Annotated in this window: 22 protein-coding genes, 1 pseudogene and 1 riboswitch; of the genes and pseudogenes, 14 read left to right on the top strand and 9 right to left on the bottom strand. The window is 74.0% G+C overall.

Going from position 1 to position 23,777, the window contains the following annotated elements:
• Nucleotides 1–142: 142 nt before the first annotated feature.
• Nucleotides 143–1,135 (bottom strand): hypothetical protein, encoded by a 993-nt coding sequence (locus tag AB0F62_RS10490; RefSeq protein ID WP_361794960.1) that lies wholly within the window; start codon nt 1,133–1,135, stop codon nt 143–145.
• Between the two features lie 112 nt (nt 1,136–1,247).
• On the opposite strand from AB0F62_RS10490, the gene AB0F62_RS10485 reads away from it, so the two are divergent.
• Nucleotides 1,248–2,585 carry a DUF6350 family protein gene (locus tag AB0F62_RS10485; protein WP_361794958.1) on the top strand — a complete coding sequence of 446 codons (1,338 nt, stop codon included), beginning with the start codon at nt 1,248–1,250 and terminating at the stop codon, nt 2,583–2,585.
• A 27-nt stretch (nt 2,586–2,612) separates the two neighbouring features.
• Here AB0F62_RS10485 and AB0F62_RS10480 read toward each other — a convergent pair whose 3' ends face one another.
• Nucleotides 2,613–3,332, bottom strand: coding sequence for a hypothetical protein (locus AB0F62_RS10480; RefSeq protein ID WP_361794956.1), 720 nt, complete (start codon nt 3,330–3,332; stop codon nt 2,613–2,615).
• A gap of 213 nt (nt 3,333–3,545) precedes the next feature.
• Between AB0F62_RS10480 and purN the strand changes: the two genes are divergently transcribed.
• Complete coding sequence (gene purN, locus AB0F62_RS10475) at nt 3,546–4,160, top strand: phosphoribosylglycinamide formyltransferase (protein WP_361794953.1); 615 nt, start codon at nt 3,546–3,548, stop codon at nt 4,158–4,160.
• Nucleotides 4,157–5,710 carry a bifunctional phosphoribosylaminoimidazolecarboxamide formyltransferase/IMP cyclohydrolase gene (purH, locus tag AB0F62_RS10470; RefSeq protein ID WP_361794950.1) on the top strand — a complete coding sequence of 518 codons (1,554 nt, stop codon included), beginning with the start codon at nt 4,157–4,159 and terminating at the stop codon, nt 5,708–5,710. The genes purN and purH overlap by 4 nt, the downstream gene beginning before the upstream one ends.
• A gap of 68 nt (nt 5,711–5,778) precedes the next feature.
• Here the strand turns inward: purH and AB0F62_RS10465 are convergent, their stop codons facing one another.
• Complete coding sequence (locus AB0F62_RS10465) at nt 5,779–6,369, bottom strand: hypothetical protein (RefSeq protein ID WP_361794947.1); 591 nt, start codon at nt 6,367–6,369, stop codon at nt 5,779–5,781.
• Between the two features lie 62 nt (nt 6,370–6,431).
• The gene (locus AB0F62_RS10460) at nt 6,432–7,112 is read right to left on the bottom strand and encodes an RDD family protein (protein WP_361794944.1); all 681 of its coding nucleotides are present in this window, start codon (nt 7,110–7,112) and stop codon (nt 6,432–6,434) included.
• Between the two features lie 102 nt (nt 7,113–7,214).
• On the opposite strand from AB0F62_RS10460, the gene AB0F62_RS10455 reads away from it, so the two are divergent.
• The 8 genes and pseudogenes from AB0F62_RS10455 (at nt 7,215) to AB0F62_RS10420 (ending at nt 15,149) form a co-directional block, all read left to right on the top strand.
• Nucleotides 7,215–8,069 carry a bifunctional methylenetetrahydrofolate dehydrogenase/methenyltetrahydrofolate cyclohydrolase gene (locus AB0F62_RS10455; protein WP_361794941.1) on the top strand — a complete coding sequence of 285 codons (855 nt, stop codon included), beginning with the start codon at nt 7,215–7,217 and terminating at the stop codon, nt 8,067–8,069.
• 62 nt (nt 8,070–8,131) lie between these two features.
• Nucleotides 8,132–8,509: pseudogene (locus tag AB0F62_RS10450) on the top strand (DUF3017 domain-containing protein); the annotation flags it as partial.
• 84 nt (nt 8,510–8,593) lie between these two features.
• The gene (locus AB0F62_RS10445; RefSeq protein WP_361794935.1) at nt 8,594–9,811 is read left to right on the top strand and encodes an NADP-dependent isocitrate dehydrogenase; all 1,218 of its coding nucleotides are present in this window, start codon (nt 8,594–8,596) and stop codon (nt 9,809–9,811) included.
• A 236-nt stretch (nt 9,812–10,047) separates the two neighbouring features.
• The gene (locus AB0F62_RS10440; RefSeq protein WP_361794932.1) at nt 10,048–11,259 is read left to right on the top strand and encodes a sensor histidine kinase; all 1,212 of its coding nucleotides are present in this window, start codon (nt 10,048–10,050) and stop codon (nt 11,257–11,259) included.
• Nucleotides 11,256–11,939, top strand: coding sequence for a response regulator transcription factor (locus AB0F62_RS10435; RefSeq protein ID WP_361794929.1), 684 nt, complete (start codon nt 11,256–11,258; stop codon nt 11,937–11,939). Before AB0F62_RS10440 ends, AB0F62_RS10435 begins: the two co-directional genes overlap by 4 nt.
• A gap of 94 nt (nt 11,940–12,033) precedes the next feature.
• Complete coding sequence (locus tag AB0F62_RS10430; RefSeq protein WP_361794926.1) at nt 12,034–12,879, top strand: helix-turn-helix transcriptional regulator; 846 nt, start codon at nt 12,034–12,036, stop codon at nt 12,877–12,879.
• Between the two features lie 85 nt (nt 12,880–12,964).
• Nucleotides 12,965–13,876 (top strand): DUF2690 domain-containing protein, encoded by a 912-nt coding sequence (locus AB0F62_RS10425; RefSeq protein WP_361794923.1) that lies wholly within the window; start codon nt 12,965–12,967, stop codon nt 13,874–13,876.
• 283 nt (nt 13,877–14,159) lie between these two features.
• The gene (locus tag AB0F62_RS10420) at nt 14,160–15,149 is read left to right on the top strand and encodes a malate dehydrogenase (RefSeq protein ID WP_361794920.1); all 990 of its coding nucleotides are present in this window, start codon (nt 14,160–14,162) and stop codon (nt 15,147–15,149) included.
• Nucleotides 15,150–15,233: 84 nt separating this feature from the next.
• Here the strand turns inward: AB0F62_RS10420 and AB0F62_RS10415 are convergent, their stop codons facing one another.
• Nucleotides 15,234–16,784, bottom strand: a complete 1,551-nt coding sequence (locus AB0F62_RS10415; protein ID WP_361794917.1) for a PLP-dependent aminotransferase family protein — start codon at nt 16,782–16,784, stop codon at nt 15,234–15,236.
• A gap of 50 nt (nt 16,785–16,834) precedes the next feature.
• Here AB0F62_RS10415 and AB0F62_RS10410 point away from each other — a divergent pair, with 50 nt between their 5' ends.
• Nucleotides 16,835–17,353 carry a carboxymuconolactone decarboxylase family protein gene (locus AB0F62_RS10410; RefSeq protein WP_361794914.1) on the top strand — a complete coding sequence of 173 codons (519 nt, stop codon included), beginning with the start codon at nt 16,835–16,837 and terminating at the stop codon, nt 17,351–17,353.
• A gap of 24 nt (nt 17,354–17,377) precedes the next feature.
• On the opposite strand, the gene rocD is transcribed toward AB0F62_RS10410, so the two are convergent.
• Nucleotides 17,378–18,583 carry an ornithine--oxo-acid transaminase gene (rocD, locus tag AB0F62_RS10405; protein WP_361794911.1) on the bottom strand — a complete coding sequence of 402 codons (1,206 nt, stop codon included), beginning with the start codon at nt 18,581–18,583 and terminating at the stop codon, nt 17,378–17,380.
• Nucleotides 18,584–18,714: 131 nt separating this feature from the next.
• Nucleotides 18,715–18,801, top strand: a riboswitch (ZMP/ZTP riboswitch).
• A gap of 30 nt (nt 18,802–18,831) precedes the next feature.
• On the opposite strand from rocD, the gene AB0F62_RS10400 reads away from it, so the two are divergent.
• Nucleotides 18,832–20,274: a glycine hydroxymethyltransferase gene (locus AB0F62_RS10400; RefSeq protein WP_361794908.1), complete on the top strand. Its 1,443-nt coding sequence runs from the start codon at nt 18,832–18,834 to the stop codon at nt 20,272–20,274.
• Nucleotides 20,275–20,324: 50 nt separating this feature from the next.
• Here AB0F62_RS10400 and AB0F62_RS10395 read toward each other — a convergent pair whose 3' ends face one another.
• The 3 genes from AB0F62_RS10395 to AB0F62_RS10385 form a co-directional block, all read right to left on the bottom strand.
• A complete protein-coding gene (locus AB0F62_RS10395) occupies nt 20,325–21,029 on the bottom strand; it encodes a hypothetical protein (protein ID WP_361794905.1) in 705 nt (234 codons plus the stop codon).
• 199 nt (nt 21,030–21,228) lie between these two features.
• The gene (locus AB0F62_RS10390) at nt 21,229–21,972 is read right to left on the bottom strand and encodes a hypothetical protein (RefSeq protein ID WP_361794902.1); all 744 of its coding nucleotides are present in this window, start codon (nt 21,970–21,972) and stop codon (nt 21,229–21,231) included.
• Nucleotides 21,969–22,529 carry a sigma-70 family RNA polymerase sigma factor gene (locus tag AB0F62_RS10385; RefSeq protein ID WP_361794899.1) on the bottom strand — a complete coding sequence of 187 codons (561 nt, stop codon included), beginning with the start codon at nt 22,527–22,529 and terminating at the stop codon, nt 21,969–21,971. Before AB0F62_RS10385 ends, AB0F62_RS10390 begins: the two co-directional genes overlap by 4 nt.
• 144 nt (nt 22,530–22,673) lie before the next feature.
• Here AB0F62_RS10385 and trpS point away from each other — a divergent pair, with 144 nt between their 5' ends.
• Nucleotides 22,674–23,687 (top strand): tryptophan--tRNA ligase, encoded by a 1,014-nt coding sequence (trpS, locus tag AB0F62_RS10380; protein WP_361794896.1) that lies wholly within the window; start codon nt 22,674–22,676, stop codon nt 23,685–23,687.
• Nucleotides 23,688–23,777 lie beyond the last annotated feature (90 nt).

Below are 23,777 nucleotides of genomic sequence, written 5' to 3'. Positions count from 1 at the left end.
CTCCAGGTTGTTGAGGGCGAAGATGTTCTGGATGGTGGTGAACACCAGGACGCCGAGTACGGAGCCCGCTCCCTCAGGGGGGCGGGCCCGCGTCCGTGTCAGGGGCAGGTGCAGGCGTGTGGCGCGCCCGCGGCCGGGCCGGTCAGGGTGCTGAGGCGGGCGCGGACGCGGGGGCGGAAGTGCGGTGCCCGACGGGATCGCGGTCGGCCGAGACACGGTCGCTGAGCGGCCCGAAGACCAGTCCGACCGCGGTCGCCAGCGCGATCAGGGCCGTCACCACCACCGCCCCCACCGTACGGACGCGCAGCCACTGCTCGCTCAGCTCGCGCACCATGGCCGCCGGGTACTCCGGCTGCGGCTGCTCGTCGAGCAGGTCGCCCAGCCGGGCCGCGGCCCCATCGCCCAGGGCGGTGCGGGCCCGGACGATGCGCTCCGCGGTCGCCGGGGTGGTGGCCATGCTCTCCGCGGCGGTGCGCCGCAGGCTCAGGCCGAGACCGTCGTGGAGCAGTACGGCGTGCCGGGCGCCCCGCGGCAGCCGCTGGAAGCGGGTGCGCTGCCGCGGCGGGGTGCGGTACCAGGGCACCAGCTGCTGCCAGGACGCGAGGGCGTGGTGGTGTGCCTCCGCGCGGACCCATCCGGCCGGGTCGGGATCGACGGCGACCTCGGGCCAGCGCTGCCAGGCGAGGTCGAAGGCGCGGTGCACGGCGTGCCGCGCCAGCCGCATGTTGCCGGTGAGCAGCTCGACCTGGCGGAGCAGGGCGGGGGCGTTGCGGGTGTACAGCGCGTCGAAGGCGGCCTGCGCCGCCTCGGCGATCCGTACGGCCTCCGCTTCCGGGTCCGCGGCCGCCCCTCCGGCACCGCCGGGAGCCCCGGCGGTGCCCGCAGCGCCGGGGGCCGGCCCGCCGGGCTCTGCGGGTGCGGTGCCGGTGCCACGGCCCCGGCCACGGCCGCGCGCGCCCCTGGGGGACTTCAGGGGCGGCGCGGGCGTGTCGGACTCCCCCGGGCGGGCCGGCTCCGCCGCCCGCGGGTTTCTCTCGGCGTTCCCGGCCCGCGCGGTTCCGGCGCCCTTGGCCGGCCGGGGTTGCCTTCGCTTCTTGTCGGCCTTCTCGGCCTTCGTCGTCGATGTGCGGCTCATGCGATCGACCACTCGGATCGAATGAAGAAACGCATAACGCCATATTCCGCGACACGACGGGCATTCGCATGCTGCCACGGCGAAACGGGGTGTTCTTGGCAGCATGAGAGCCGTGAGTGCCGCCAGCGCCCTGAGTCATGCCGTGCACCGGATCCGGGCCGCCCACCAGACCCTGCGCAGCTCCGAGTCCGCTCCCGCCTTCACCGGAGGGGTGGTCGCCGCGGGCCTGGGCCTCGGCGGCTTCGCCATGCTCGTGCTCTTCCTGTGGATCATCTCGCCGTTCCCCGACAGCGGGCTGAACGGCGCCCTCCATGTCGCGGCCGACTGCTGGCTGCTGGCCCACGGCGGGGGCCTGGTCCGCATCGAGACCCTCTCCGGCGTCCCCGCGCCCATCGGCCTCACACCGCTGCTGCCGATGGCCTTCCCCGTGTGGCTGCTCTACCGGGCGGGGGCGGACGCCGTCGCGCCCGCCTCCGACGACCGCGTCGCGCGATCCGCCGTCGCCTGGCTGATCGGCGGCTATCTCGCGGTGGGCGCCGGAGTGGTCGTCTACACCTCGTACGGCCCGGTGCGCAGCGACACGATCGGCGTCGCACTGCACCTGCCCGTCGTCGCCGCCCTCGCGGCGGCCGCGGGTGCCTGGGTGGAGCGGGGGCGGCCGCGGATCCCGGCGCCCGCGTGGCTGTCCCGGGTGCCCGTGCCGGTGTGGGCGCGGGTGCCGACGCGGGAGGCCGCGGTCGTGCTGCGCTCGGCGGGGGCCGGGGCATGCGTCCTCGTCGCGGGGGGTGCGGCGCTCACGGCGCTGACGCTGGCCCTGCACCCCGGTGCCGCGGGGGCGTCCTTCACCCGGCTCAGCGAGGCGCTGTCCGGGCGGCTGGCGGTGCTGGCGGTGGCCGTCGCGCTGATCCCGAACGCCGCCGTGTGGGGGGCGGCCTACGCGCTCGGCCCCGGCTTCGCGCTGGGTACCCAGGCGGCGGTGCGCCCGGCCGGGGTGGTGGGGGAGCCGGTGCTGCCCGACTTCCCGCTGCTGGCGGCGCTGCCGCAGCCCGGACCGGGGACGTCGCTGACCTGGGCGGCCCTGGCCGTGCCGGTGCTCGCGGGGATCGCGGTGGGGTGGTTCGCGGTGCACCCCCGGGAGCCGCGCGGCCTCGGGCGTACCGCCGCGCATGCGGCCCTGGGGGGCCTGCTCTGCGGAATCGCCATGGCGCTGCTCACCGGCTTCGCGGCCGGCCCGCTGGGCAGCGGGGCGCTGGAGGAGTTCGGGCCGTCCTGGTGGCTCACCGGGGGCGCCGCGGCCGGGTGGACGGCGGCCGTGGGCACGCCGACGGCCCTGGCGGTGCGCTGGGTGCGGGTCCGCCGCGCGGCCGCCGCCGACGGTGAGGCCGAGGCCGAAGCCGAGGCCGAAGGCGAGGTCGAGGCGGCGGCCGACGCCGGCCCGTCGGGGGCGTGAGCTCCGTCCGGGCCGGCGCGCGGTGCGTCAGGGCGAGGGCAGCTTGTCGCGGAGCATGCTCGGCAGCAGATCCTGGCACGCGTCACGCGACGAGGAGGTCAGCGCGTCCCGGGTGCAGGAGAAGTAGTCCTGGTAGACGAGCTGGGTCGCGAAGGTCCCGGCCACGACGCAGAGGGCGATCCCTCCCATGATCAGGCCGCCGAGCGCGGCCGGGCGCTGCGGCTTGCTGCGGGGGTCGGCCGGACCCGGCGGCGGGGTGGCGCCGCCCTCGGCGAGCAGCGCGGCGGCCTCGGCACGGGCCTTGGCCCGCTCCTCGGGCTTCATCCGCAGCGCGTTGACACCCCAGTAGAGGGCGAGGGCGCCGAGCAGCAGTCCCACGTACGTCCAGCCCAGGAAGAGCGCGAAGAAGAGCCCCCACATGCCGCAGATCATGGCGTAGCGGGCGCGGCGCTGGGCGGGGTCGGTGGGGTCGAAGCGCGGTGCGTCCGGCCGCCGGCCGCCGTAGCCGCCACCGCCGGGCCGGTTGCCGAGGCCGCCGTCCTGCCGGCCGGGCTGCCGGTCGCTCCACTGGCCGCCCCAGACCGGGGGCGGCGGGGGTGGAGTGGGCGTGGGGGGCTCGTCCCCGGAGTCCGAAGGGCGCTCCGGCCCTCGCGGCTGCCAGGGCTGTTCGGGCGCGTTCTCCGGCGGCGGGGCGAACGGGTTCTCCTGCTCGTGGCCGTGGCCACTGCTCATGCTTGCCTGGGTCATCCCCTTGCCGTCGACTCCTCGAGTTGTCGGACGCGACACATCGCCGTTCTCACCCCAGACGCTACCGCCCGCGCGCTCCCCCGTCCCGTGGGGGCGGTCGGGTGTGCCGGTATCGTTGCTGACGGTCGACGGCCTCGTAGAGTTCCCCGGAATTCCGGCGATCTTCGAGTCGTACGATCCTCCAAAGCGCCGGATCCCGAGAGATGACCCGCAGTGGCCACAGTCTTTCCGCCCCTTTCCCGTCCCGCCCGACTCGTCGTGCTCGTCTCCGGTTCGGGTACGAACCTGCAGGCTCTGCTCGACGCCGGGCTGCACGTCGTCGCCGTCGGCGCGGACCGTTCCGGCATCGCGGGCCTGGAGCGCGCCGAGCGCGCCGGGGTGCCGACGTTCGTCTGCCGGGTGAAGGACCACGGCGACCGCGAGGCGTGGGACGCCGCGCTGACCGAGGCGGTGGCGGCGTACGAGCCCGACCTGGTCGTCTCGGCCGGCTTCATGAAGATCGTGGGCAAGGAGTTCCTGGCCCGGTTCGGCGGCCGCTTCGTCAACACCCACCCCGCGCTGCTGCCGAGCTTCCCGGGCGCCCACGGGGTGCGCGACGCGCTCGCGTACGGCGCGAAGGTCACCGGCTGCACCGTCCACTTCGTCGACGACGGCGTCGACACCGGACCGATCATCGCCCAGGGCGTGGTCGAGGTCCGTGCGGACGACACGGAGGAAGCGCTCCACGAGCGCATCAAGGAAATCGAGCGCACGCTGCTCGTCGACGTCGTGGGGCGGTTGTCCCGCGACGGCTATCGCATTGAGGGACGAAAGGTTCTGTTGCCGTGAGTACCAAGCGGGAGATCCGTCGCGCACTGGTCAGCGTCTACGACAAGACCGGTCTGGAGGAGCTGGCCCGCGGCCTGCACGAGGCGGGCGTCCAGCTGGTCTCCACCGGCTCGACGGCCGGGCGGATCGCCGCCGCCGGAGTGCCGGTCACCAAGGTGGAGGAGCTGACCGGTTTCCCCGAGTGCCTGGACGGCCGGGTGAAGACCCTGCACCCCAGGGTGCACGCCGGCATCCTGGCCGACCTGCGGCTGGAGGACCACCGCCGGCAGCTGGAGGAGCTGGGCGTCGAGCCCTTCGACCTGGTCGTGGTGAACCTCTACCCCTTCCGCGAGACGGTCGCCTCCGGCGCCTCGGAGGACGAGTGCGTCGAGCAGATCGACATCGGCGGCCCGTCGATGGTCCGCGCCGCCGCCAAGAACCACCCGTCCGTGGCGGTCGTCACCAGCCCCGAGCGGTACGGGGACGTCCTCGCCGCCGTCCGTGAGGGCGGCTTCGACCTCGCGACCCGCAAGCGCCTGGCCGCCGAGGCCTTCCAGCACACCGCGGCGTACGACGTCGCGGTGGCGAGCTGGTTCGCGAGCTCGTACGCCCCCGCCGACGACAGCCCCTTCCCGGACTTCATGGGCGCCACCTACGCGCGCAAGAACGTGCTGCGCTACGGCGAGAACCCGCACCAGGCCGCCGCCCTGTACACCGACGGCGGGACGGGTCTGGCGAACGCCGAGCAGCTGCACGGCAAGGAGATGTCCTACAACAACTACGTGGACACCGAGGCCGCACGCCGGGCGGCGTACGACCACGAGGAGCCCTGCGTCGCGATCATCAAGCACGCCAACCCGTGCGGCATCGCGGTGGGCGCCGACGTCGCCGAGGCGCACCGCAAGGCGCACGCCTGCGACCCGCTGTCGGCCTTCGGCGGGGTCATCGCCGTCAACCGGCCGGTGAGCGCGGCGATGGCGGAGCAGGTCGCCGAGATCTTCACCGAGGTCATCGTGGCGCCGGACTTCGAGGAGGGCGCGGTCGAGGTGCTCGCCCGCAAGAAGAACATCCGGGTGCTGCGCTGCCCCGAGGCGCCGGTCGCGGCGACGGAGTTCCGCCCGGTCGAGGGCGGGCTGCTGCTGCAGGAGAAGGACCGTCTCCAGGCCACCGGCGACGACCCGGCCACCTGGACGCTGGCGACCGGCGAGCCGCTGGCCGCCGAGGAGCTGGCCGACCTCGCGTTCGCCTGGCGGGCCTGCCGGGCTGTGAAGTCCAACGCCATCCTGCTGGCCAAGGACGGCGCGACCGTCGGCGTCGGCATGGGCCAGGTCAACCGCGTCGACTCGGCCAAGCTCGCCGTCCAGCGGGCCGGTGAGGAGCGCGCGGCCGGTTCCTACGCGGCGTCGGACGCCTTCTTCCCGTTCCCCGACGGGCTGGAGGTGCTCACCGGCGCGGGCGTCAAGGCCGTGGTGCAGCCGGGCGGTTCGGTGCGCGACGAGGCCGTGGTCGAGGCCGCGCGCAAGGCCGGCGTGACCATGTACCTCACCGGCACCCGGCACTTCTTCCACTGACGGGCCGCAGCCGGACGCCGAAGGCCCCCGCCGGCGCGGGGGCCTTCGGCGTCCGGTGGTGAATCCGCTCAGTACTGCGGCCGTTTGAACCAGGCCGCGGTCTCGCCCTTCGCCGCGAAGACGATCAGCAGCACGCTGAGCGCGAGCGGGACGAGCAGGACGAAGCCGCCGCCGATCATGCCGGCGACGCAGCTCAGCGCGACCAGTACGCCGATCACGACGGACCCGATCCGCGTGCCGTTGCCGCCCGTCCGGTACTTGGCGCCCATGCCGAGCGACAGGACGGCGAAGGCCAGGAAGAGCACGCCCAGGACGTAGACCAGGCCGATGGGCATGGCCAGTTCGTTCTTGTCGTCGACGCTCTTCAGCGCGGCGGCGCCGAGGAGGAGCAGCAGGCCCCCCAGGATCTGCAGCCCGCCGAGCACGAAGAGCATCGCCCGGGCCGCCTTCGCCGAGGACGGCATCACCTCGGGCCCGCCCGGGTACGCCGCGAACGGCCTCCCCGGCTGCGGCTGGTGGCCGTACGGCGGCTGGGGCTGGGGCTGGGGCTGCGCCGGGTAGCCGTGGACCGGCTGGGCGGGGGGCTGCTGCGGGTATCCGTACGGCTGCTGCGAAGGCTGCCGTCCGTAGGGGTTGCCGGGGCCGGGCGGATGGCTCACTTCTCACTTCCTTGGCGGCGACGGGGGGGACCGGGGTCGTGGGCTGGTTCCGGCCCGGGGGCCTACCGGGTCTTGACGACGACCGTGTTGAGGATCTTGTCGGCGAACGTCTGCTTCTTGTCGTCCCACAGCGGCCACAGGTAGCCGATGTAGCAGGCGGCGCCGTCCAGGCCGTGGCACAGCCGGCGGACGAAGGCCATGCCGAAGCCCAGCGGACGGCCGTCCAACTCCCGCAGCACGCTGATGCCCAGGGCCTTCTTGCCCGGGGTCTGGCCGGTCTTGCCCTCGCGGTAGCAGAGGAACAGGCCGCCGATGAGGGAGAGCAGGGAGCCGATGCCGATCAGCGCGACGGCGCTGCCCGGTATCGCGGGCGGAGGGCAGTTGTAGGCGCCGAGCTCGTCGCAGGTGCGGCCCGCGTCGACCACCGCGGCGATGAACTGCCCGTAGCCGATGCCGATCAGGATCGTCGGCACCAGCCCGGCGATCAGGTAGTCGATCAGCGTGGCGCCCACGCGCGCGCCCCAGCTCGCGTACGGCGGCATGCCCGGGACGGGACCGGCGGGGCCGCCCGGGTAGCCGTAGCCGTACGGGCCCTGGGCCTGCGGCGGGACGGTGCCGTAGGGCGGCTGCGGCTGCGACGGATAGCCGTAACCGGGCTGGGCCGGGGGCTGCTGGGGGTAGCCGTAGGGCTGCTGCGGGGGCTGCTGGCCGTAGGGGTTGCCGGGACCGGGCGGGTAGCTCACTGTGGCTTCTTTCGCGCGGATGGGACTGGGGACGGCCCACATCGTCCTCGGCGGCGTCATCCGCTGTCCAGCGTTGGTGTGCGGACCTGAGAGGATGGACGTATGACCGCCCAGATTCTCGATGGCAAGGCCACTGCCGCCGCGATCAAGTCAGAACTGTCGACCCGCGTCCAGGCGCTCAGGGAGCGGGGTGTCACCCCCGGCCTCGGCACGCTGCTGGTCGGTGACGACCCGGGCAGCCGCTGGTACGTCGCGGGCAAGCACCGCGACTGCGCGGAGGTGGGCATCGCCTCCATCCAGCGCGAGCTTCCGGAGACCGCCACCCAGGAGGAGATCGAGGCGGTCGTCCGCGAGCTCAACGACAACCCGGAGTGCACCGGCTACATCGTCCAGCTGCCGCTGCCCAAGGGGATCGACACCAACCGGGTCCTGGGTCTGATGGACCCGGCCAAGGACGCCGACGGGCTGCACCCGACCAACCTGGGACGGCTGGTCCTCAACGAGCGCGGCCCGCTGCCCTGCACCCCCAACGGCATCGTGGAGCTGCTGCGGCGGCACGGCGTGGAGATCAACGGCGCGCACGTCGCCGTGGTCGGCCGCGGTGTCACCGTCGGCCGCTCGATCGGGCTGCTGCTGACCCGCAAGTCCGAGAACGCCACCGTCACCCTCTGCCACACCGGAACCCGCGACCTCTCCGCCCAGCTGCGCCAGGCCGACATCATCGTGGCCGCCGCGGGCGTGCCGCACCTGGTGAAGCCCGAGGACGTCAGGCCGGGCGCGGCCGTGCTGGACGTCGGCGTCAGCCGGGACGAGAACGGCAAGATTGTCGGCGATGTGCACCCGGGCGTGTCCGAGGTCGCCGCCTGGATCTCGCCGAACCCCGGCGGTGTCGGCCCGATGACCCGCGCCATGCTGCTGGCGAACGTCGTGGAGGCCGCGGAGGGCCGGTACGCATGACCGGGACGGGCCCCCGTACGGGAGCGGCGCCGCAGGAAGGTGCCGGCGAGGCCGGCCGCGGCCGCCGCTTCCAGGTGCTGACCCGCGGCACCGCGCGTCCTGAGGGCGGCGGCCGGGCCATGGGCGCCCACGCCCCCGCACCGGTCCGCCAGTGGCCGATCCTCGCGGTCTTCGCCGCGGTGGTGCTCGGACTGGTGCTGGTGGCCGCGGACGTCACGCGCATCGGCCTGGTGCTGGTCGGCTCGGCGCTGCTCGCGGGCGCGCTGATGCGCTGGCTGCTGCCCTCGGTCGGCATGCTGGCCGTGCGCAGCCGCTTCACCGACATGATCACCTACGGCGTGCTGGGCGCCCTGATCGTGCTCCTGGCGCTGATGGCGCAGCCGCACCCGGTGCTCGAGATCCCCTTCCTGGAGGACGTCGTCCGTTTCTCCGTGCGTTGATCCGGTTACGCTGTGTGGCGAGTGTCCTGACGTACGACGTGCAGCCCGGGCACACGTCACGGCGTGAGAGGGAGAACGACTCCCATGGCCAAGATCAAGGCAAGGAACCCGGTCGTCGAGCTCGACGGCGACGAGATGGCGCGGATCATCTGGCGGTTCATCAGGGACGAGCTGGTCCTGCCGTACCTCGACATCGAGCTGATCCGCTTCGACCTCGGCATCGAGCACCGCGACGCCACCCATGACCGGGTGACCGCCGACGCCGCCGAGGCGGTCGGCAGACACGGCGTCGGCGTCAAGTGCGCCACCGTCACCCCCGACGAGGCGCGGGTCGCGGAGTTCGGACTCAGGGGGATGTACCGCTCCCCGAACGCCACGATCCGCGACCGCCTCGGCGGCGGGATCTTCCGCGAACCCATCGTCGTCCGGAACGTGCCGAGGGCGGTGCCCGGGGGGACCCGGCCCGTCGTGATCGCCCGGCACGCCTTCGGCGACCAGTACCGCGCCACCGAGCTGAGGATCCCCGGCGCGGGCACCCTCACCCTCGGCTTCACCCCGGCCGACGGCTCCGACCCGGTCGACCTGGAGGTGCACCACTTCCCGGGTGCCGGCGTGGCACTGGGCATGTTCAACCTGGACGACTCGATCAGGGAGTTCGCCCGCGCGGCCTTCCGCTACGGGCTGGCACGCGAGCTCCCGGTCTACCTGTCCACGAAGAACACGGTGCTCAGGAAGTACGACGGCCGCTTCAAGGACCTCTTCCAGGAGGTCTTCGACACCGAGTTCCGGCGCGAGTTCGTGGCGTCCGGACTGAGCTACGAGCACCGCCTCGTCGACGACATGGCGGCCTCCGCGCTGAAGGGCGCCGGCGGCTACGTCTGGGCGTGCAAGAACTACGACGGCGACATCCTGTCCGGTGTCCTCGCCCGCGGTGTCGGCTCGTCCGGCCTCATGACCTCGGTCCTCATGACCTCCGACGGCAGGACCGTGCTGTCCGAGGCGGGGCACGGCACCGTCACCCGCCACTACCGCAGGCACCAGGCCGGCCGGCCGACCTCGACCAACCCCATCGCCATGGTCTTCGCGTGGGCCCGCGGCCTCGCCCACCGGGCCCGGCTGGACGACACACCCGAGCTCGCCCGGTTCGCCGGGGTGCTGGAGAGCGCCTGCCTGGAGGTCGTCGAGGCCGGTCAGATGACCGAGGACCTGGCGGTGCTGGTCAGCCACGAGCAGCCGTGGCTGACGACCGAGCAGTTCCTGGCCGCCGTCGAGGAGAACCTGCGGAAGCGGATGGCCGGCTGAGGCGCACGTCCGCGGGCGTGCGGCGCGCACAACCCGGTGCCCCGTCCTCCCCCCGTCGGAGGGCGGGGCACCGTCGTGTCGGGGCGCCCCCCTCTGGCCCCCGGCGACGACGCTACGTCGGGCGGTGCCGGGAGGTCGTCCCGTCCCGGGTTGACCTTTGCGAAGGGGACGTACAACTTCCGCGGTACGGCGGGGGGCTGACGCACGCCCGTACGGCCGGGGCCTACGCTGCGCGCGTGCGGAACAAGGGGCTGGTCGACGTCCTGCTGGCGGTGGGCTTCACCGCCGCCAGCATGCTGCTGGGGCACGAGCGCCCGCCGCCGGACTGGGTGCGGCTGGATCTGTTCGGCTACGCGCTGACCGCTCTGGTCAACCTGCCGGTCGCGGTCCGGCGCTGGGCTCCGGTCGGCGTCTGCGTCTTCGTCTGCGCCGCCTGGGCGCTCTACGTCGCCGCCGGCTACTGGCCGGTGGTCAACTCCATGGCGCCGCTCCTCGCGCTCTACACCGTCGCGGCCATGCGCCCGGTGCGCACCGCGCTGGCCTGTGCGGGGCTGACCGGCGCGGTCTGGGTGTACGCCGGGCTGACCGCGGCGCAGAGCTCGATGGCCACCGTGGCCGCCCAGGCCGTGGTGTTCCCCCTGGTGATGTGCCGCTTCGGGCGCTCCGCCCGGGTGTCGGCCAAGCGCGAGGAGCGGCTGGCCCGGCTCACCGAGCGACTGCGGACCGAGCAGCAGGACCGGGCCCGGGAGGCGGTGGCCGAGGAGCAGGCCCGGATCGCCCGCGAACTGCACGACGTCGTCGCCCACCACATGTCGGTGATCTCGGTGCAGGCGGGTATGGCGGCGTACGTTTTCGGCACCGCCCCGCAGACCGCCCGCGGCGCGCTCGACACCATCTCGGACACCACCCGTGAGGCGCTCCAGGAGATGCGCCGCATGCTCAAGGTGCTCCGTGCGGGGCCCGGCGAGCCGGAGGACGGCTGGGCCTCCTACGATCCGATGCCGTCGGTGACCCGGCTGGGCGACATGATCGAGCGGGTGCGGGCCGCCGGGCTCGCGGTCGAACTGCGGATCGAGGGCGAGCCCCGTCCCGTGGCGCCAGGCGTCGGGCTGTGCGCGTTCCGCGTGGTGCAGGAGGCGCTGACCAACGTGCTCAAGCACGCACCCCTGGCGCGGGCCGTGGTCCGGGTCGCCTACGAGCCGCACCACCTGGCGGTGACCGTCACCGACGACGGCGCGGGCACCGGTCCGGCTCCGCCGCCCGGCCGATCCGATCCGGCCACAATCGGCCGGGGGACGGGTCACGGGTTGATCGGCATGCGGGAGCGCGCCAGGCTCTACGGCGGGACGGTGGACATCGGCCCGCTCGGCGAGGGATTCGAGGTACGGCTCGTGCTCCCCACGTCCGCGCGGGGGACAGAGCGGCGAGGGGACGCATCGGACGCATGACCAGGGTGCTCGTCGTCGACGACCAGTTCCTCATCCGGGCCGGTCTCGTGGCGCTGCTGCGCGCCGCGCCCGGCATCGAGGTGGTCGGGGAGGCGGGCGACGGCGAGGAGGCCGTGGAGCGGGCCGCGCGGACCGCGCCCGACGTGATCCTCATGGACATCCGGATGCCCGGCATCAGCGGGGTCGTGGCGACCGAGCGCATCCTGGCCGCCGCGGCCGATCCGCCGCCGCGGATCCTCATCCTCACCACCTTCGACCTCGACGAGTACGTCTACACCGCACTGCGCGCCGGGGCATCGGGCTTCCTCCTCAAGGACGCGGGGCCCGACCGGCTGCTGGCCGCCCTGCACGCCGTCGCCGGCGGGGACACGCTCTTCGCCCCGAGCGTCACCCGCCGGCTGATCGAGGCGTACGCGCCGCCGCGGCCGGGCACGGCACCCGCCGGTGCGGACCGCGGACCGCCCGCCGAACTGGCGGTGCTGACCGCGCGTGAGGTGGAGGTGCTGCGGTTGATCGCCCGCGGCCTGTCGAACCCGGAGATCGCCGATCTGCTCTTCATCAGCGAGGCGACCGTCAAGACCCACCTCAACCGCACGATGGCCAAGCTGAACCTCGGCAGCCGCGCCCAGGCCGTCGTCCTCGCCTACGAGACCGGACTCGTCACCCCGCGCGGAGCATGAGGATTCTGCGGATTCCATGCATCGAGCGTATGTGCGTCGCTACCGTGGGTTGACCGACGGAGCCGGGGGGTGCGTGGTGGCACGGTGGGAGCCATTGCCCGAGACACTGGACGGCGCCGCGCGCCGTCTCGCCGTCCATTTGCGCCGGATGAAGGACCGCAGCGGGCTGAGCGTGCCGGCCCTGGCCGCGCGCACGGCGCAGAGCACCGGGTCGTGGGAGCAGTACCTCAACGGCGTGAAGATCCCGCCGCGCGACGCGGTCGAGGTGCTGGGGCAGCTCAGCGGCGCCGACTACGACCGGCTCATCGCCCTGTGGGAGCTGGCCGACCGCGGGGTCGCGGACACCCTGAAGGGCTTCCCGTACGCCGATCCCCTCGACCCGCTGGCCCCGGTCGAGGGGATGCCGCGGCACGCCCTGCGGCGGCGGCGCAAGGCGCTGCTGGCGGCCGCGGGCGGCCTCGTGCTGGGCGGGGTCCTCGCGCTGCTGGTGGCGAGCGGGGTGGCCACGGACGGGACCGGGCGGGCCGAGGCCCCGCTGGCCGCCCGCCCCTCGGCCACGGCGCCCGCAGGCCCGGCGGCCTCCGCCACGCGCTCCGCGGGGCCCGCGGCCACCTCGTGGCCCGGTTCGGGGGCCTCGCCGGGCGCGACGGGCAGGGACGGCACCCGCTCCGCGGGCGCCATGTCCCCGGACGGCGGCACGCCCGCGGCGCAGGTGGCGGAGACCCGCAGCGCCTCCTCCGCCCCGGGCGGGGGTCCGCGCACGACACCGGGCACGGGCGGGACGACGGCGGCGCCGGGCGGCGGCGCCACGACCCAGGCACCGCCGCCCGCGACGACCGCGCCGGCGGCGCCCGCGCCGCCCTCCGCCTCCCCGAGCAGCAGCCCCGGCAAGGGAGGACTCTGCCTGGGCCTGATCATCCTGGGCATCTGCATCGGATGACGGACGGAACCGGACGGGCCACCCCAAGCATCCCCATCGGTAGCCTTCCGGGGCACAACGGCAACAGCAGGAGGGGGACGCGGAGATGGTCCGCTGGCGGCCACTGGCCGACGACCTGGACCCGCGGGTACGGGAGTTCACCGAACAACTGCGGCGCCAGGTCGACCGCGCCGGCCTGAGCGTCGCGGCGCTCGCCGAGACGACCGGGTACAGCAGGAGTTCATGGGAGCGGTATCTCAACGGGAGACTGCTGCCTCCCCGTTACGCCGTCGTCGCCCTCGCCGAGGCGACCGGGGCCGACCCCGCGCACTTCACCACGATGTGGGAGTTCGCGGAGCGGGTGTGGAGCCGCGCCGAGGGCCGCCACGACGTCACGATGGAGGCGGCCCGGATCGCCGAGGCCCGTGCCGCGCTGGGGGAGTTCGGCCCGGCTCCGGCCCCGGACGCGGCCCCGGACGCGGCGCCGGACGCGGGCCGGGGCGGGGGCGCCGGGTGGCGGGGGCGCCGCCGGACGGTGCTCTTCGCGGTGGGCGTCGTGGCCGTCGTGCTCGCGGTGGTCGGCACCACGGTCCTGACCGGTGGCGACGGCCGGGACGACCGCGCCCGGCCCGGCCCGTCCCGTTCGGCCCGGGCGGCCGCCCTTCCCGCCGGGGTGAAGTGCACCGGCCAGGAGTGCACCGGCAAGGACCCGGAGGGCATGGGCTGCGGCGGGGGCAACGCCCGTACGGCCGCGGCGGCCTGGGTCGGCGGCGCGTACGTCGAGATGCGCTACAGCCGCGTCTGCGCGGCGGTCTGGGCGCGCATCTCCGCCGGCGCCCCTGGTGACACGGTCAGCGTCACGGAGGCGGGCGGCGCCCGTCGTTCCCAGCGCAGCCGCATCGGCCGGGACCCCGCGGCGTACACCTCGATGCTCGCCGTCGGCGCTCCCGGCGCCGCCCGTGCCTGTGCCACCCTCACCACGGGCCCCCGCGGCTGCGCCAAGCCCACGGACGGATAGCGGCGGCCGGAGCGCACCGCTCCTGCGGCGGGGTCGCGCGGACGCCCTCCACCGGGTGGGCCGAGGCGGGGGCTTGGGGCCCGCCCGGCGCGGTTCGCCGTGCCCCGTGGGCGCGACGCGGGGCACGGAGGCGGTGACCGGGGCCACACTGATGGTGGCATCCGCCACGACGGCGCGGGTATAGCCTGGCGTGGGTCTCTTGACGCCGAGAGATCCCCGTTCCGGGGCAAGGGACGCTGCCGGGGCGGCAAGGGATCCAGCAGGAGAAGGCCAGGAGAAGGCAATGACTCGCACTCCCGTCAACGTCACCGTAACCGGAGCGGCCGGCCAGATCGGCTACGCGCTGCTGTTCCGCATCGCCTCCGGCCACCTGCTCGGCCCCGATGTCCCCGTGAAGCTGCGGCTCCTGGAGATCACCCCGGCGCTGAAGGCCGCCGAGGGCACCGCGATGGAGCTGGACGACTGCGCGTTCCCGCTGCTCCAGGGCATCGACATCAGCGACGACCCGAACGTCGCCTTCGACGGCGCCAACGTGGGCCTGCTCGTCGGCGCCCGCCCCCGCACCGCGGGCATGGAGCGCGGCGACCTGCTGGAGGCCAACGGCGGCATCTTCGGCCCGCAGGGCAAGGCCATCAACGACCACGCCGCGGACGACATCCGCGTCCTGGTCGTCGGCAACCCGGCCAACACCAACGCGCTCATCGCGCAGTCCTCGGCCCCGGACGTCCCGGCCGACCGCTTCACCGCGATGACCCGCCTGGACCACAACCGCGCCCTGTCGCAGCTGTCGAAGAAGACCGGTGTGCCGGTGAGCGAGATCCGCCGCCTCACCATCTGGGGCAACCACTCCGCCACCCAGTACCCGGACATCTTCCACGCCGAGGTCGCCGGCAAGAACGCCGCCGAGACCGTCAACGACGAGAAGTGGCTGGCCGAGGAGTTCATCCCGACCGTCGCCAAGCGCGGTGCCGCGATCATCGAGGCCCGGGGCGCGTCCTCCGCCGCGTCGGCCGCCAACGCCGCGATCGACCACGTCTTCACCTGGACCAACGGCACCGCCGAGGGCGACTGGACCTCCGCCGGTGTCGTCTCCGACGGCTCCTACGGCGTGCCGGAGGGCCTCATCTCCTCCTTCCCGGTGACCGCGAAGGACGGCAAGTTCGAGATCGTCCAGGGCCTGGACGTCAACGAGTTCTCCCGTGCGCGCATCGACGCCTCGGTCAAGGAGCTCGAGGAGGAGCGCGACGCGGTCCGCTCCCTCGGCCTCATCTGAGCCCGGACGCCGAGTCCGACGACGGCCCGCCGCCGCGCCCCGCAGGGGGCACGGCGGCGGGCCGTCGCCATGCGGTCGTGGGACTCACCGGGTCGGGGTCTGCTCGGTGAGCAGGGCGCAGAGCGCGTCCAGGGCCCCGGCGAAGGCGTGCTCGGGCGGGGTGCCGTAGCCGACCACGATCGCGTCGCCGTCCGTGCCGCCGAAGTGGGAGATGCTCTGCAGGGCCAGGCCGTACTCCCCGGCCCGCGCGACCAGGGCGTCGGCCGGGGTGCCGGGCGGTAGCCGCAGCACCGCGTGGAGGCCGGCGGCGATACCCGAGACGCGGACGGCGGGGGCGTGGGCGGCGAGCGCGGCGACGAGGCGGTCCCTGCGGCGGCGGTAGTGCTGCCGCATGCGGCGCACATGGCGGTCGTAGCCCCCGGAGGCGATCAGTTCGGCGAGGGTCAGCTGGTCGAGGACGGGGGAGTGGTGGTCGGCGAGGGTCTTCTCGGCGAGGACCGGCTCCACCAGTGCGGGCGGCAGGGCGAGCCAGGCCAGTCGCAGCCCGGGGGCGAGGCTCTTGCTCGCCGTTCCCGCGTAGACGACGTGCTCGGGCGCCAGGCCCTGCAGGGCGCCGACCGGCTGCCGGTCGTAGCGGAACTCCCCGTCGTAGTCGTCCTCGATGACCACGCCGCCGGTGTCGCAGGCCCAGGCGACGGTCGCCGTGCGCCGTTCGGGGCAGAGCGGGGTGCCGTACGGGAACTGGTGCGCGGGCGTGAGCAGCACGGCGTCGACACCGCGGTCGAGGGCGCCGACGCGGGCGCCGTCGTCGTCGATCGGCAGGGGGACGGTGGCGAGCCCCGCCTTCCGCAGGATGCGCAGGGTGTGCGAGTAGCCGAGCGCCTCGACGGCGATGCGGCGGGCCCCGCGGGCCCGCAGGGCACGGCCGAGCAGCCCGGCGGCCTGGACGAAGCCCGTGCAGACCACGAGGAGCTCCGCCGAGGTGTGGACGCCGCGTACCCGGCCCAGGTACGCCGCCAGCGCCTCGCGCAGTTCGGGACGGCCGCGCGGGTCGGTGTAGCCGAAGGCCTCGTTGGGCGCGGCCGCCAGGGCGCGGCGCGCGGCGGCGGCCCAGGCGGCGCGGGGGAACGAGCCGAGGTCGGGCGAGCCGGGCCGCAGATCGTAGGGGAGGCTGTCGCGGCGCCCGGGCGGCGCGGGCGGTCCGGCCGGGCCCCAGATGTCGGCGGTGTCCTCTGCGACGGCCGCGACCCCCGTGACCCCCGTGATTCCCATGGCCCCCGTGATTCCCGTGACCGCGGTGATCTCGGGGCGCGGACCGGCGGCGCGGGTGCGGCCGCCGTGCGCGGGGGCGGGGGGCGGCCCGGCCGGGCGCCAGCCGTGGCCGACGCGGGTGCCGGAGCCCTGGCGGGCGGTCAGCCAGCCCTCCGCGACCAGTTGCCCGTATGCGTCGGCGACGGTGTTGCGCGCGACCCCCAGGTCCTTGGCGAGCACTCGGGAGGACGGCAGCCGGGTGCCGGGGGCGAGCCTGCCGACCCGCACCGCCTCACGCAGCGCGTTCTCCAGCCCGATGCGCGCTCCGGCGCCCCCGGCGAGGTCCAGATGAAGATCGACTCCGGAAATGGCCCACTCGTTCACCCCTCAAGTGGACCACGGGCCGCGGACACCCCGTCAGTACGTTGGGTTTCATGACGACGATCACGACTTCCCACGACACCACCTCCGCCCCCGGCCCGCACGACCTGGTCCACGCGCACGCGCCGCGCATGGTGATGGGCAAGGCCGCCCCCGACTTCTACAAGGCGATGATCGCCCTGGACAAGGCCGCGAGCGAGGGTCTGGACCCGGTCATCGCGGAGCTGGTGAAGGCCCGCGCCTCGCAGCTCAACGGCTGCGCCTTCTGCGTCGACCAGCACATGGCCGACGCCCGCAAGGCCGGCGTGACCGATCAGAAGCTGCACGGGCTCACCGTCTGGTGGGAGACCCCGTTCTTCACCGTGCGCGAGCGGGCCGCCCTGGCGCTGGCCGAGGCCGTGACGCGGCTCGGCGAGCGCGGCGTCCCGGACGAGGTCTACGACGAGGCCGCCCGGGTCTTCGACGAGAACGAGCTGGCCCAGCTGATCGCCATGGCCATCACCATCAATGCCTGGAACCGCATCGGCGTGACGACGCGGATGTCCCCGACGGCGCGCCCCGACGGCATCTGACCGCCGGGACGCCCGCCCCTGGCCTCAGACCGAGAGCACGGCCCGCAGCTGGTCCAGCCCCCAGTCCAGGTCCTCCTTGGAGACGACCAGCGGAGGCGCGAGCCGGATCGTGGAGCCGTGGGTGTCCTTGACCAGGACGCCCCGCTCCAGGAGCCGTTCCGAGATCCGCCGGCCCGTGCCGTGCTCGGGGGCGATGTCCACGCCGGCCCACAGGCCGCGGCCGCGGACCTGGGTGACGGCGCCGCCGCCGGTCAGCAGCGCCAGCTCGTGGTGCAGGTGCTCGCCGAGTTCGGTGGCCCGCTGCTGGTACTCGCCGGTGCGCAGCATCGCGAGGACCTCCAGCGCCACCGCGCAGGCCAGCGGGTTGCCGCCGAAGGTCGAGCCGTGCTCCCCGGGCCGGTACACCCCGAGGACCTCGGCCGACGACACGACGGCCGATACGGGGACGACACCGCCGCCGAGTGCCTTCCCGAGCACGTACATGTCCGGGACGACGCCCTCGTGCTCGGAGGCGAAGGTCTTCCCCGTCCGGCCCAGCCCCGACTGGATCTCGTCGGCGATGAAGAGGATCCCGCGCTCCGCGGTGAGCCGGCGCACGCCCGCCCAGTAGCCGGCCGGCGGCACGAGGACCCCGGCCTCACCCTGGATGGGCTCCATGAGCACGGCCACCGTGCGGTCGTCGAGGGCCGCCTCCAGCGCGGCCAGGTCGCCGTAGGGGACGATCTCGAAGCCCGGGGTGTAGGGGCCGAAGTCCGCGCGGGCCTCGGGGTCCGTGGAGAAGCTGATGATCGTGGTCGTCCGCCCGTGGAAGTTGTCCGCGGCCACGACGATCTTGGCCTGGCCGTCGGGCACGCCCTTGACCTTGTAGCCCCACTTGCGCGCCGTCTTCACCGCCGTCTCCACGGCCTCCGCGCCGGTGTTCATCGGCAGCACCATCTCCATGCCGCACAGCTCGGCCAGTTCCGTGCAGAAGCGCGCGAAGCGGTCGTGGTGGAACGCCCGCGAGGTCAGCGTCACCCGGTCGAGCTGGGCCTTGGCGGCCTCGATGAGGCGGGCGTTGCGGTGGCCGAAGTTCAGCGCCGAGTAGCCGGCGAGCATGTCGAGATAGCGGCGGCCCTCGACGTCCGTCACCCAGGCGCCCTCGGCGGAGGCGACGACGATCGGCAGGGGGTGGTAGTTGTGGGCGCTGTGCGCCTCGGTGGCGGCGATGTGCTCGGCGGCGGTCGACACGTGAGTGCTCCGTTCGTGGTACGTCGGGAGTTGTGGCGCTGGGGCCCGGTGGGGCCCCTTTCTATCGTCGCTCGTCCGGGATGCGAAGAAACATTGCGGTGGGCGGTGCCCCGAGGGCCGTTGCTAGGCTGGCCACGGGTCGTGACTGGCGCGCTGGGATGGGATTGACCATCGGGGAGCGGCCCGTGAACTGTGTGCCGTGCGCCTGGGCCGTCCCGTATGCCGTGCCGTGCAGCAGGAGGTCTGACATGCCGAGCGGTTCCACCGAATCCACCGCCTTCCGCAGTGCCCTCGACGTCATCAGGGGCGTCGAGCCCCGTGTGGCCGATGCCATCGGCCAGGAGATCGAGGATCAGCGCGCCTCGCTCAAGCTCATCGCCAGCGAGAACTACGCCTCCCCGGCCGTGCTGCTTTCGATGGGCAACTGGTTCAGCGACAAGTACGCCGAGGGAACGGTCGGCCGCCGCTTCTACGCCGGCTGCCGCAACGTCGACACGGTCGAGGCCCTCGCGGCCGAGCACGCGCGCGAGGTCTTCGGCGCCCAGCACGCCTATGTGCAGCCGCACTCCGGCATCGACGCCAACCTCGTCGCCTTCTGGGCCGTGCTCGCCGCCCGGGTGGAGGCGCCCGCGCTGGAGCGGGCCGGGGCCCGCCAGGTCAACGACCTGACCGAGGAGGACTGGGCACGGCTGCGCCACGAGCTCGGCGACCAGCGCATGCTCGGCATGTCCCTCGACGCGGGCGGCCACCTCACCCACGGCTTCCGGCCCAACATCTCCGGCAAGATGTTCGACCAGCGCAGCTACGGCACCGACCCCGCCACGGGCCTGCTGGACTACGAGGCGCTGCGCAAGACCGCCCGCGAGTTCCGGCCGCTCATCATCGTGGCGGGCTATTCGGCCTACCCCCGGCTGGTGAACTTCCGCATCATGCGGGAGATCGCCGACGAGGTCGGCGCCACCCTCATGGTCGACATGGCGCACTTCGCGGGCCTGGTCGCCGGCAAGGTGCTCACCGGCGACTTCGATCCCGTGCCGCACGCGCAGATCGTCACCACCACCACCCACAAGTCGCTGCGCGGCCCGCGCGGCGGCATGGTGCTGTGCGACTCCTCGCTCGCCGAGCAGGTCGACCGCGGCTGCCCGATGGTGCTGGGCGGCCCGCTGCCGCACGTCATGGCCGCCAAGGCGGTGGCCCTCGCGGAGGCACGACGGCCCGACTTCCACGCCTACGCGCAGCGCATCGTCGACAACGCCAAGGCGCTGGCCGAGGGGCTGCTGCGGCGCGGCACCACGCTGGTGACCGGCGGCACGGACAACCACCTCGTACTCATCGACGTGGAGTCCTCCTACGGGCTCACCGGCCGTCAGGCCGAGTCCGCGCTGCTCGACTCGGGCATCGTCACCAACCGCAACTCCATCCCCCAGGACCCCAACGGCGCCTGGTACACCTCCGGTATCCGCATCGGCACCCCCGCGCTGACCACACGCGGCCTCGGCACGGGCGAGATGGACGAGATCGCCGGGCTGATCGACCGGGTCCTCACGGCCACGACCGCGGGCGTCACCTCGGCAGGCAAGCCGTCCAAGGCGCAGCACGTACTGGACGCGAAGGTCTCGGACGAGATCGCCCAGCGCGCCGCGGACCTGCTGGCCGGCTTCCCCCTCTACCCCGGGATCGACCTCGGTTAACGGATGGCGCGCGCGGGGTGCGTGCCGCCGCGGCACGCACCCCCGCCGGGTCAGGCGTCGATCAGCTCCTGACGGGGGCCCGGCTCGCCCGGTGTCCGGCGGGATATCAGGCGCAGGGCGAGAACCGTGCCCGCGCAGCCGACGGCCAGACCGGCGGCGAGCCCGGGCAGGGACAGCCACCAGCCGCCGGGGCCGCCGCCGTCACCCGCCGCCGCGGCCTGCGGGGCGGCCGACGCGGTCTCCCGGACGGCCGTGGCGTCGTCCAGGCCGAGGGCGTAGTCGGGGGCGCTGACACTGAGGTTGCCGTCCGGCTCCATGAGGCCCAACCGGTCGAGCAGCCCGCGGAGCGCCTTCGGATCGGCGGCCTTGCGCCACATGCCCTGCTCGGGCAGGCCCGATGCGGTCATGTCGCGGGTGTGGATCCACGGGCCGCCGGCGGCGTCCGGATAGACGTAGTCGACCCTCCAGACCGAGACGTCGTGGATCAGCCAGGTGACCGTGATCTGACGATGCTCACCGTCCATCACATCGGTCAGCGAGGGCGGAGCGGACTCGCCGGGCCCGGGCCCGATGGACTCGTGGAGCGTCTGGTAGTCGGGTGAAGTGGTGTAGATGGCGGCGGCCTTGCCGCTTCCGGGTGACACCAGCATCACGCTGGTCGGCCCGCCCGCGGTGGCGGGCGAGGCCCCGCCGAGCACGGCGGCCAGCGCCGTGACGGTGACTCCGGCCCAGGTGACGAACCTTCGGATCCGCATGCGGTCCCCCTCTCGCTCGTTCGTTCCCGCTCCTGTTACACCGCCCGAGCCCCCGAGGTTCCGTCCCGCCCGGGGGAAAACGCACGAGACCCGCGGCCGGCGGGACGAAAGCGCCGTACCGGATCGGCCGTACCGGATCGGCCGTACCGGATCCGGATCGGCCGGGCCGGGGCGGTGGCGCCTCCGCCGCGCATTCAGGTCAGGAGGACGGGGCGGCGGACTCGCGCGCGGACTCCGCGATGGCGAGCGCGCGGGCCCGGTCGGGCACCCCCTCCAGGCGCAGCGTGGTCTGACCGCGCTGCCAGACCAGGGTCGGCCCGGCGGTCCGCGGCGGCTCGCGGCGGCTACGCCCGTCGGGGCCGACCAGCTGGACGTAGTGGGGCTCGGCGAACCACATCCCGGTGTCGCCGCCCATGTCGATCCATTCGCCCGCGCTGCCGACCCTCTTGAGGAAGACCACGTCGATCGTGGCCCGGAACTGATCGAGCCGTACGGTGCGGCCCTCCACCCGCCAGCTCATCGACAGCACCCGGCCGCCGTCGGTGAACGCCACCCCGTCCGGCTCGCCCAGCTCCGCCGGCACATAGGCCCCGGCCGTCGGCTCGTCGCCCCGCACCGGCGGCGGGGCGCCCGCGCCCGGGGTGGCCGTGGGGTCGCGGTGCACGACGACACCGCCGAAGCCGAACCAGTCGGCCACCGCGGCCCGCACCGGCGGGGTCAGCACCAGCACCACGAGCAGCCCGCAGAGCACCGCCGTCAGGGCCCGCCACCGCGCCGCGGCCCACGCGCGCGCCCGGGCGGCGCGACCCGGCGCGACGGCGCCCGGCACCGCCTCGGCCAGCAGCCGGGCCAGCACCTGCTCGGCGACCGAGTCGGGCGACGGCGCCGGGATCTCCAGCCGCCGTCCCGCCTCGCGCAGCTCCTCCGGGAGCCGGTCGGTCATGGGCGCCGCCCCCCGTCGCCGCCTCGGGCGGCCAGCACGGGCTCGCCGAGCCCCGCCCGCAGCCGGGCCAGGGCCCGGTGCAGCCGGGACTTCACCGTGCCGCGCGGCCAGCCGAGCACCGTCGCCGTCTCCTCCTCGTCCAGCTCCAGCAGATAGCGGCAGGTGACCACCATCCGGTGCGGATCGCTCAGCCGCTGGACGGCGGCGAGCAGCTCCGCCCGCCGCTCCCGCGACACCGCCAGCGACTCCGGGTCGTCCTGTGCCGGGGGAAGGGCCTCCAGCACGGCGTTGCGCTCCACCGCCGACCGCAGGCGGCGTGCCGCCCGCCCGGCGTTGCGCGCCTCGTTGGCGACGATCCGCAGCAGCCAGGGCCGGAAGGCCGCGCCCTCCTGGAAGCCCGCGAGCGCGCGGTAGGCCTTGACGAAGGAGTTCTGCACCACGTCCTCCGCGTCGGCGCCCGCGCCCAGCAGCACGGCGGTCCGGTGCGCGACATCCGCGTGCAGGCGCACCAGCTCCGCGTACGCCTCCCGCTCGCCGGCGCGTACGCGCGCGATCACCGCCGCCTCCCCCTCCGTGGCGGACCCCCTTCCCCTGCCCGGCGCCGCCCCCGTGCGGCTCCCGTCACCCCTTCTACACCGCTGCCCCGCCCGGGGTTCCCGTCGCGGGCAAAGATCCCGCGCGGACCTGAGAGAATGAGTGCCATGGCTCTCGATCGACCCCGTGTGCTCTCCGGCATCCAGCCCACCGCAGGTTCGTTCCACCTGGGCAACTACCTGGGCGCGGTCCGCCAGTGGGTGGCGCTGCAGGAGTCCCACGACGCCTTCTACATGGTCGTCGACCTGCACGCGATCACCGTGCCGCAGGACCCGGCCGAGCTGCGCGCCAACACCCGGCTCGCCGCCGCCCAGCTGCTCGCCGCGGGCCTCGACCCGGAGCGCTGCACCCTGTTCGTCCAGAGCCACGTCCCCGAGCACGCGCAGCTCGGCTGGGTGTTCAACTGCCTCACCGGCTTCGGCGAGGCGTCCCGCATGACGCAGTTCAAGGACAAGTCCGCCAAGCAGGGCGCGGACCGGGCCACCGTCGGCCTGTTCACGTACCCGATCCTGCAGGTCGCGGACATCCTGCTGTACCAGGCGAACGCCGTCCCCGTCGGTGAGGACCAGCGCCAGCACATCGAACTCACCCGCGACCTCGCGGAGCGCTTCAACGGCCGCTTCGGCGACACCTTCACCATCCCCGACGCGTACATCGTCAAGGAGACGGCGAAGATCTACGACCTGCAGGAACCGCTGTCGAAGATGAGCAAGTCGGCGGCGTCCCCGAAGGGCCTGATCAACCTCCTGGACGAGCCCAAGGCCTCGGCGAAGAAGATCAAGAGCGCGGTGACCGACACCGACACCGTGATCCGCTACGACGAGCAGGAGAAGCCGGGCATCAGCAATCTGCTGACCATCTACTCCACCCTCACCGGCACCGGAATCCCGGAACTCGAGCAGAAGTACGAGGGCAAGGGCTACGGTGCGCTCAAGACCGACCTCGCGGAGGTCTTCGTGGAATGGGTCACCCCCTTCCGCGAGCGCACCCAGGAATACCTCGGTGACCCGGAGACGCTGGACTCGGTCCTCGCCAAGGGCGCCGAGAAGGCACGGGCGGTCGCCGCGGAGACCCTGGCGAAGGCCTACGAGAGGATCGGCTTCCTGCCCGCGAAGCACTGACGGCCGGTCTTTCCACACCCGGAAAGAGGGGCCCTAAGTCCCGCGCGGGTGTGACGGACGACGCTCGCGCCGAGGGCCGCGCGCGCGTCA

The organism is Streptomyces sp. NPDC026673 (assembly GCF_040638135.1).
Lineage (GTDB): Bacteria > Actinomycetota > Actinomycetes > Streptomycetales > Streptomycetaceae > Actinacidiphila.
This window is presented reverse-complemented; position numbering and strand designations above follow the sequence as displayed.

What these genes read in the sequence shown, in the direction of transcription:
- AB0F62_RS10490 (WP_361794960.1), bottom strand. Translation starts at nt 1,135, where the DNA reads ATGAGCCGCACATCGACGACGAAGGCCGAGAAGGCCGACAAGAAGCGA.
- AB0F62_RS10480 (WP_361794956.1), bottom strand. Translation starts at nt 3,332, where the DNA reads ATGACCCAGGCAAGCATGAGCAGTGGCCACGGCCACGAGCAGGAGAAC.
- AB0F62_RS10455 (WP_361794941.1), top strand. Translation starts at nt 7,215, where the DNA reads ATGACCGCCCAGATTCTCGATGGCAAGGCCACTGCCGCCGCGATCAAG.
- AB0F62_RS10445 (WP_361794935.1), top strand. Translation starts at nt 8,594, where the DNA reads ATGGCCAAGATCAAGGCAAGGAACCCGGTCGTCGAGCTCGACGGCGAC.
- AB0F62_RS10435 (WP_361794929.1), top strand. Translation starts at nt 11,256, where the DNA reads ATGACCAGGGTGCTCGTCGTCGACGACCAGTTCCTCATCCGGGCCGGT.
- AB0F62_RS10425 (WP_361794923.1), top strand. Translation starts at nt 12,965, where the DNA reads ATGGTCCGCTGGCGGCCACTGGCCGACGACCTGGACCCGCGGGTACGG.
- AB0F62_RS10420 (WP_361794920.1), top strand. Translation starts at nt 14,160, where the DNA reads ATGACTCGCACTCCCGTCAACGTCACCGTAACCGGAGCGGCCGGCCAG.
- AB0F62_RS10410 (WP_361794914.1), top strand. Translation starts at nt 16,835, where the DNA reads ATGACGACGATCACGACTTCCCACGACACCACCTCCGCCCCCGGCCCG.
- AB0F62_RS10400 (WP_361794908.1), top strand. Translation starts at nt 18,832, where the DNA reads ATGCCGAGCGGTTCCACCGAATCCACCGCCTTCCGCAGTGCCCTCGAC.
- AB0F62_RS10395 (WP_361794905.1), bottom strand. Translation starts at nt 21,029, where the DNA reads ATGCGGATCCGAAGGTTCGTCACCTGGGCCGGAGTCACCGTCACGGCG.
- AB0F62_RS10390 (WP_361794902.1), bottom strand. Translation starts at nt 21,972, where the DNA reads ATGACCGACCGGCTCCCGGAGGAGCTGCGCGAGGCGGGACGGCGGCTG.
- trpS (WP_361794896.1), top strand. Translation starts at nt 22,674, where the DNA reads ATGGCTCTCGATCGACCCCGTGTGCTCTCCGGCATCCAGCCCACCGCA.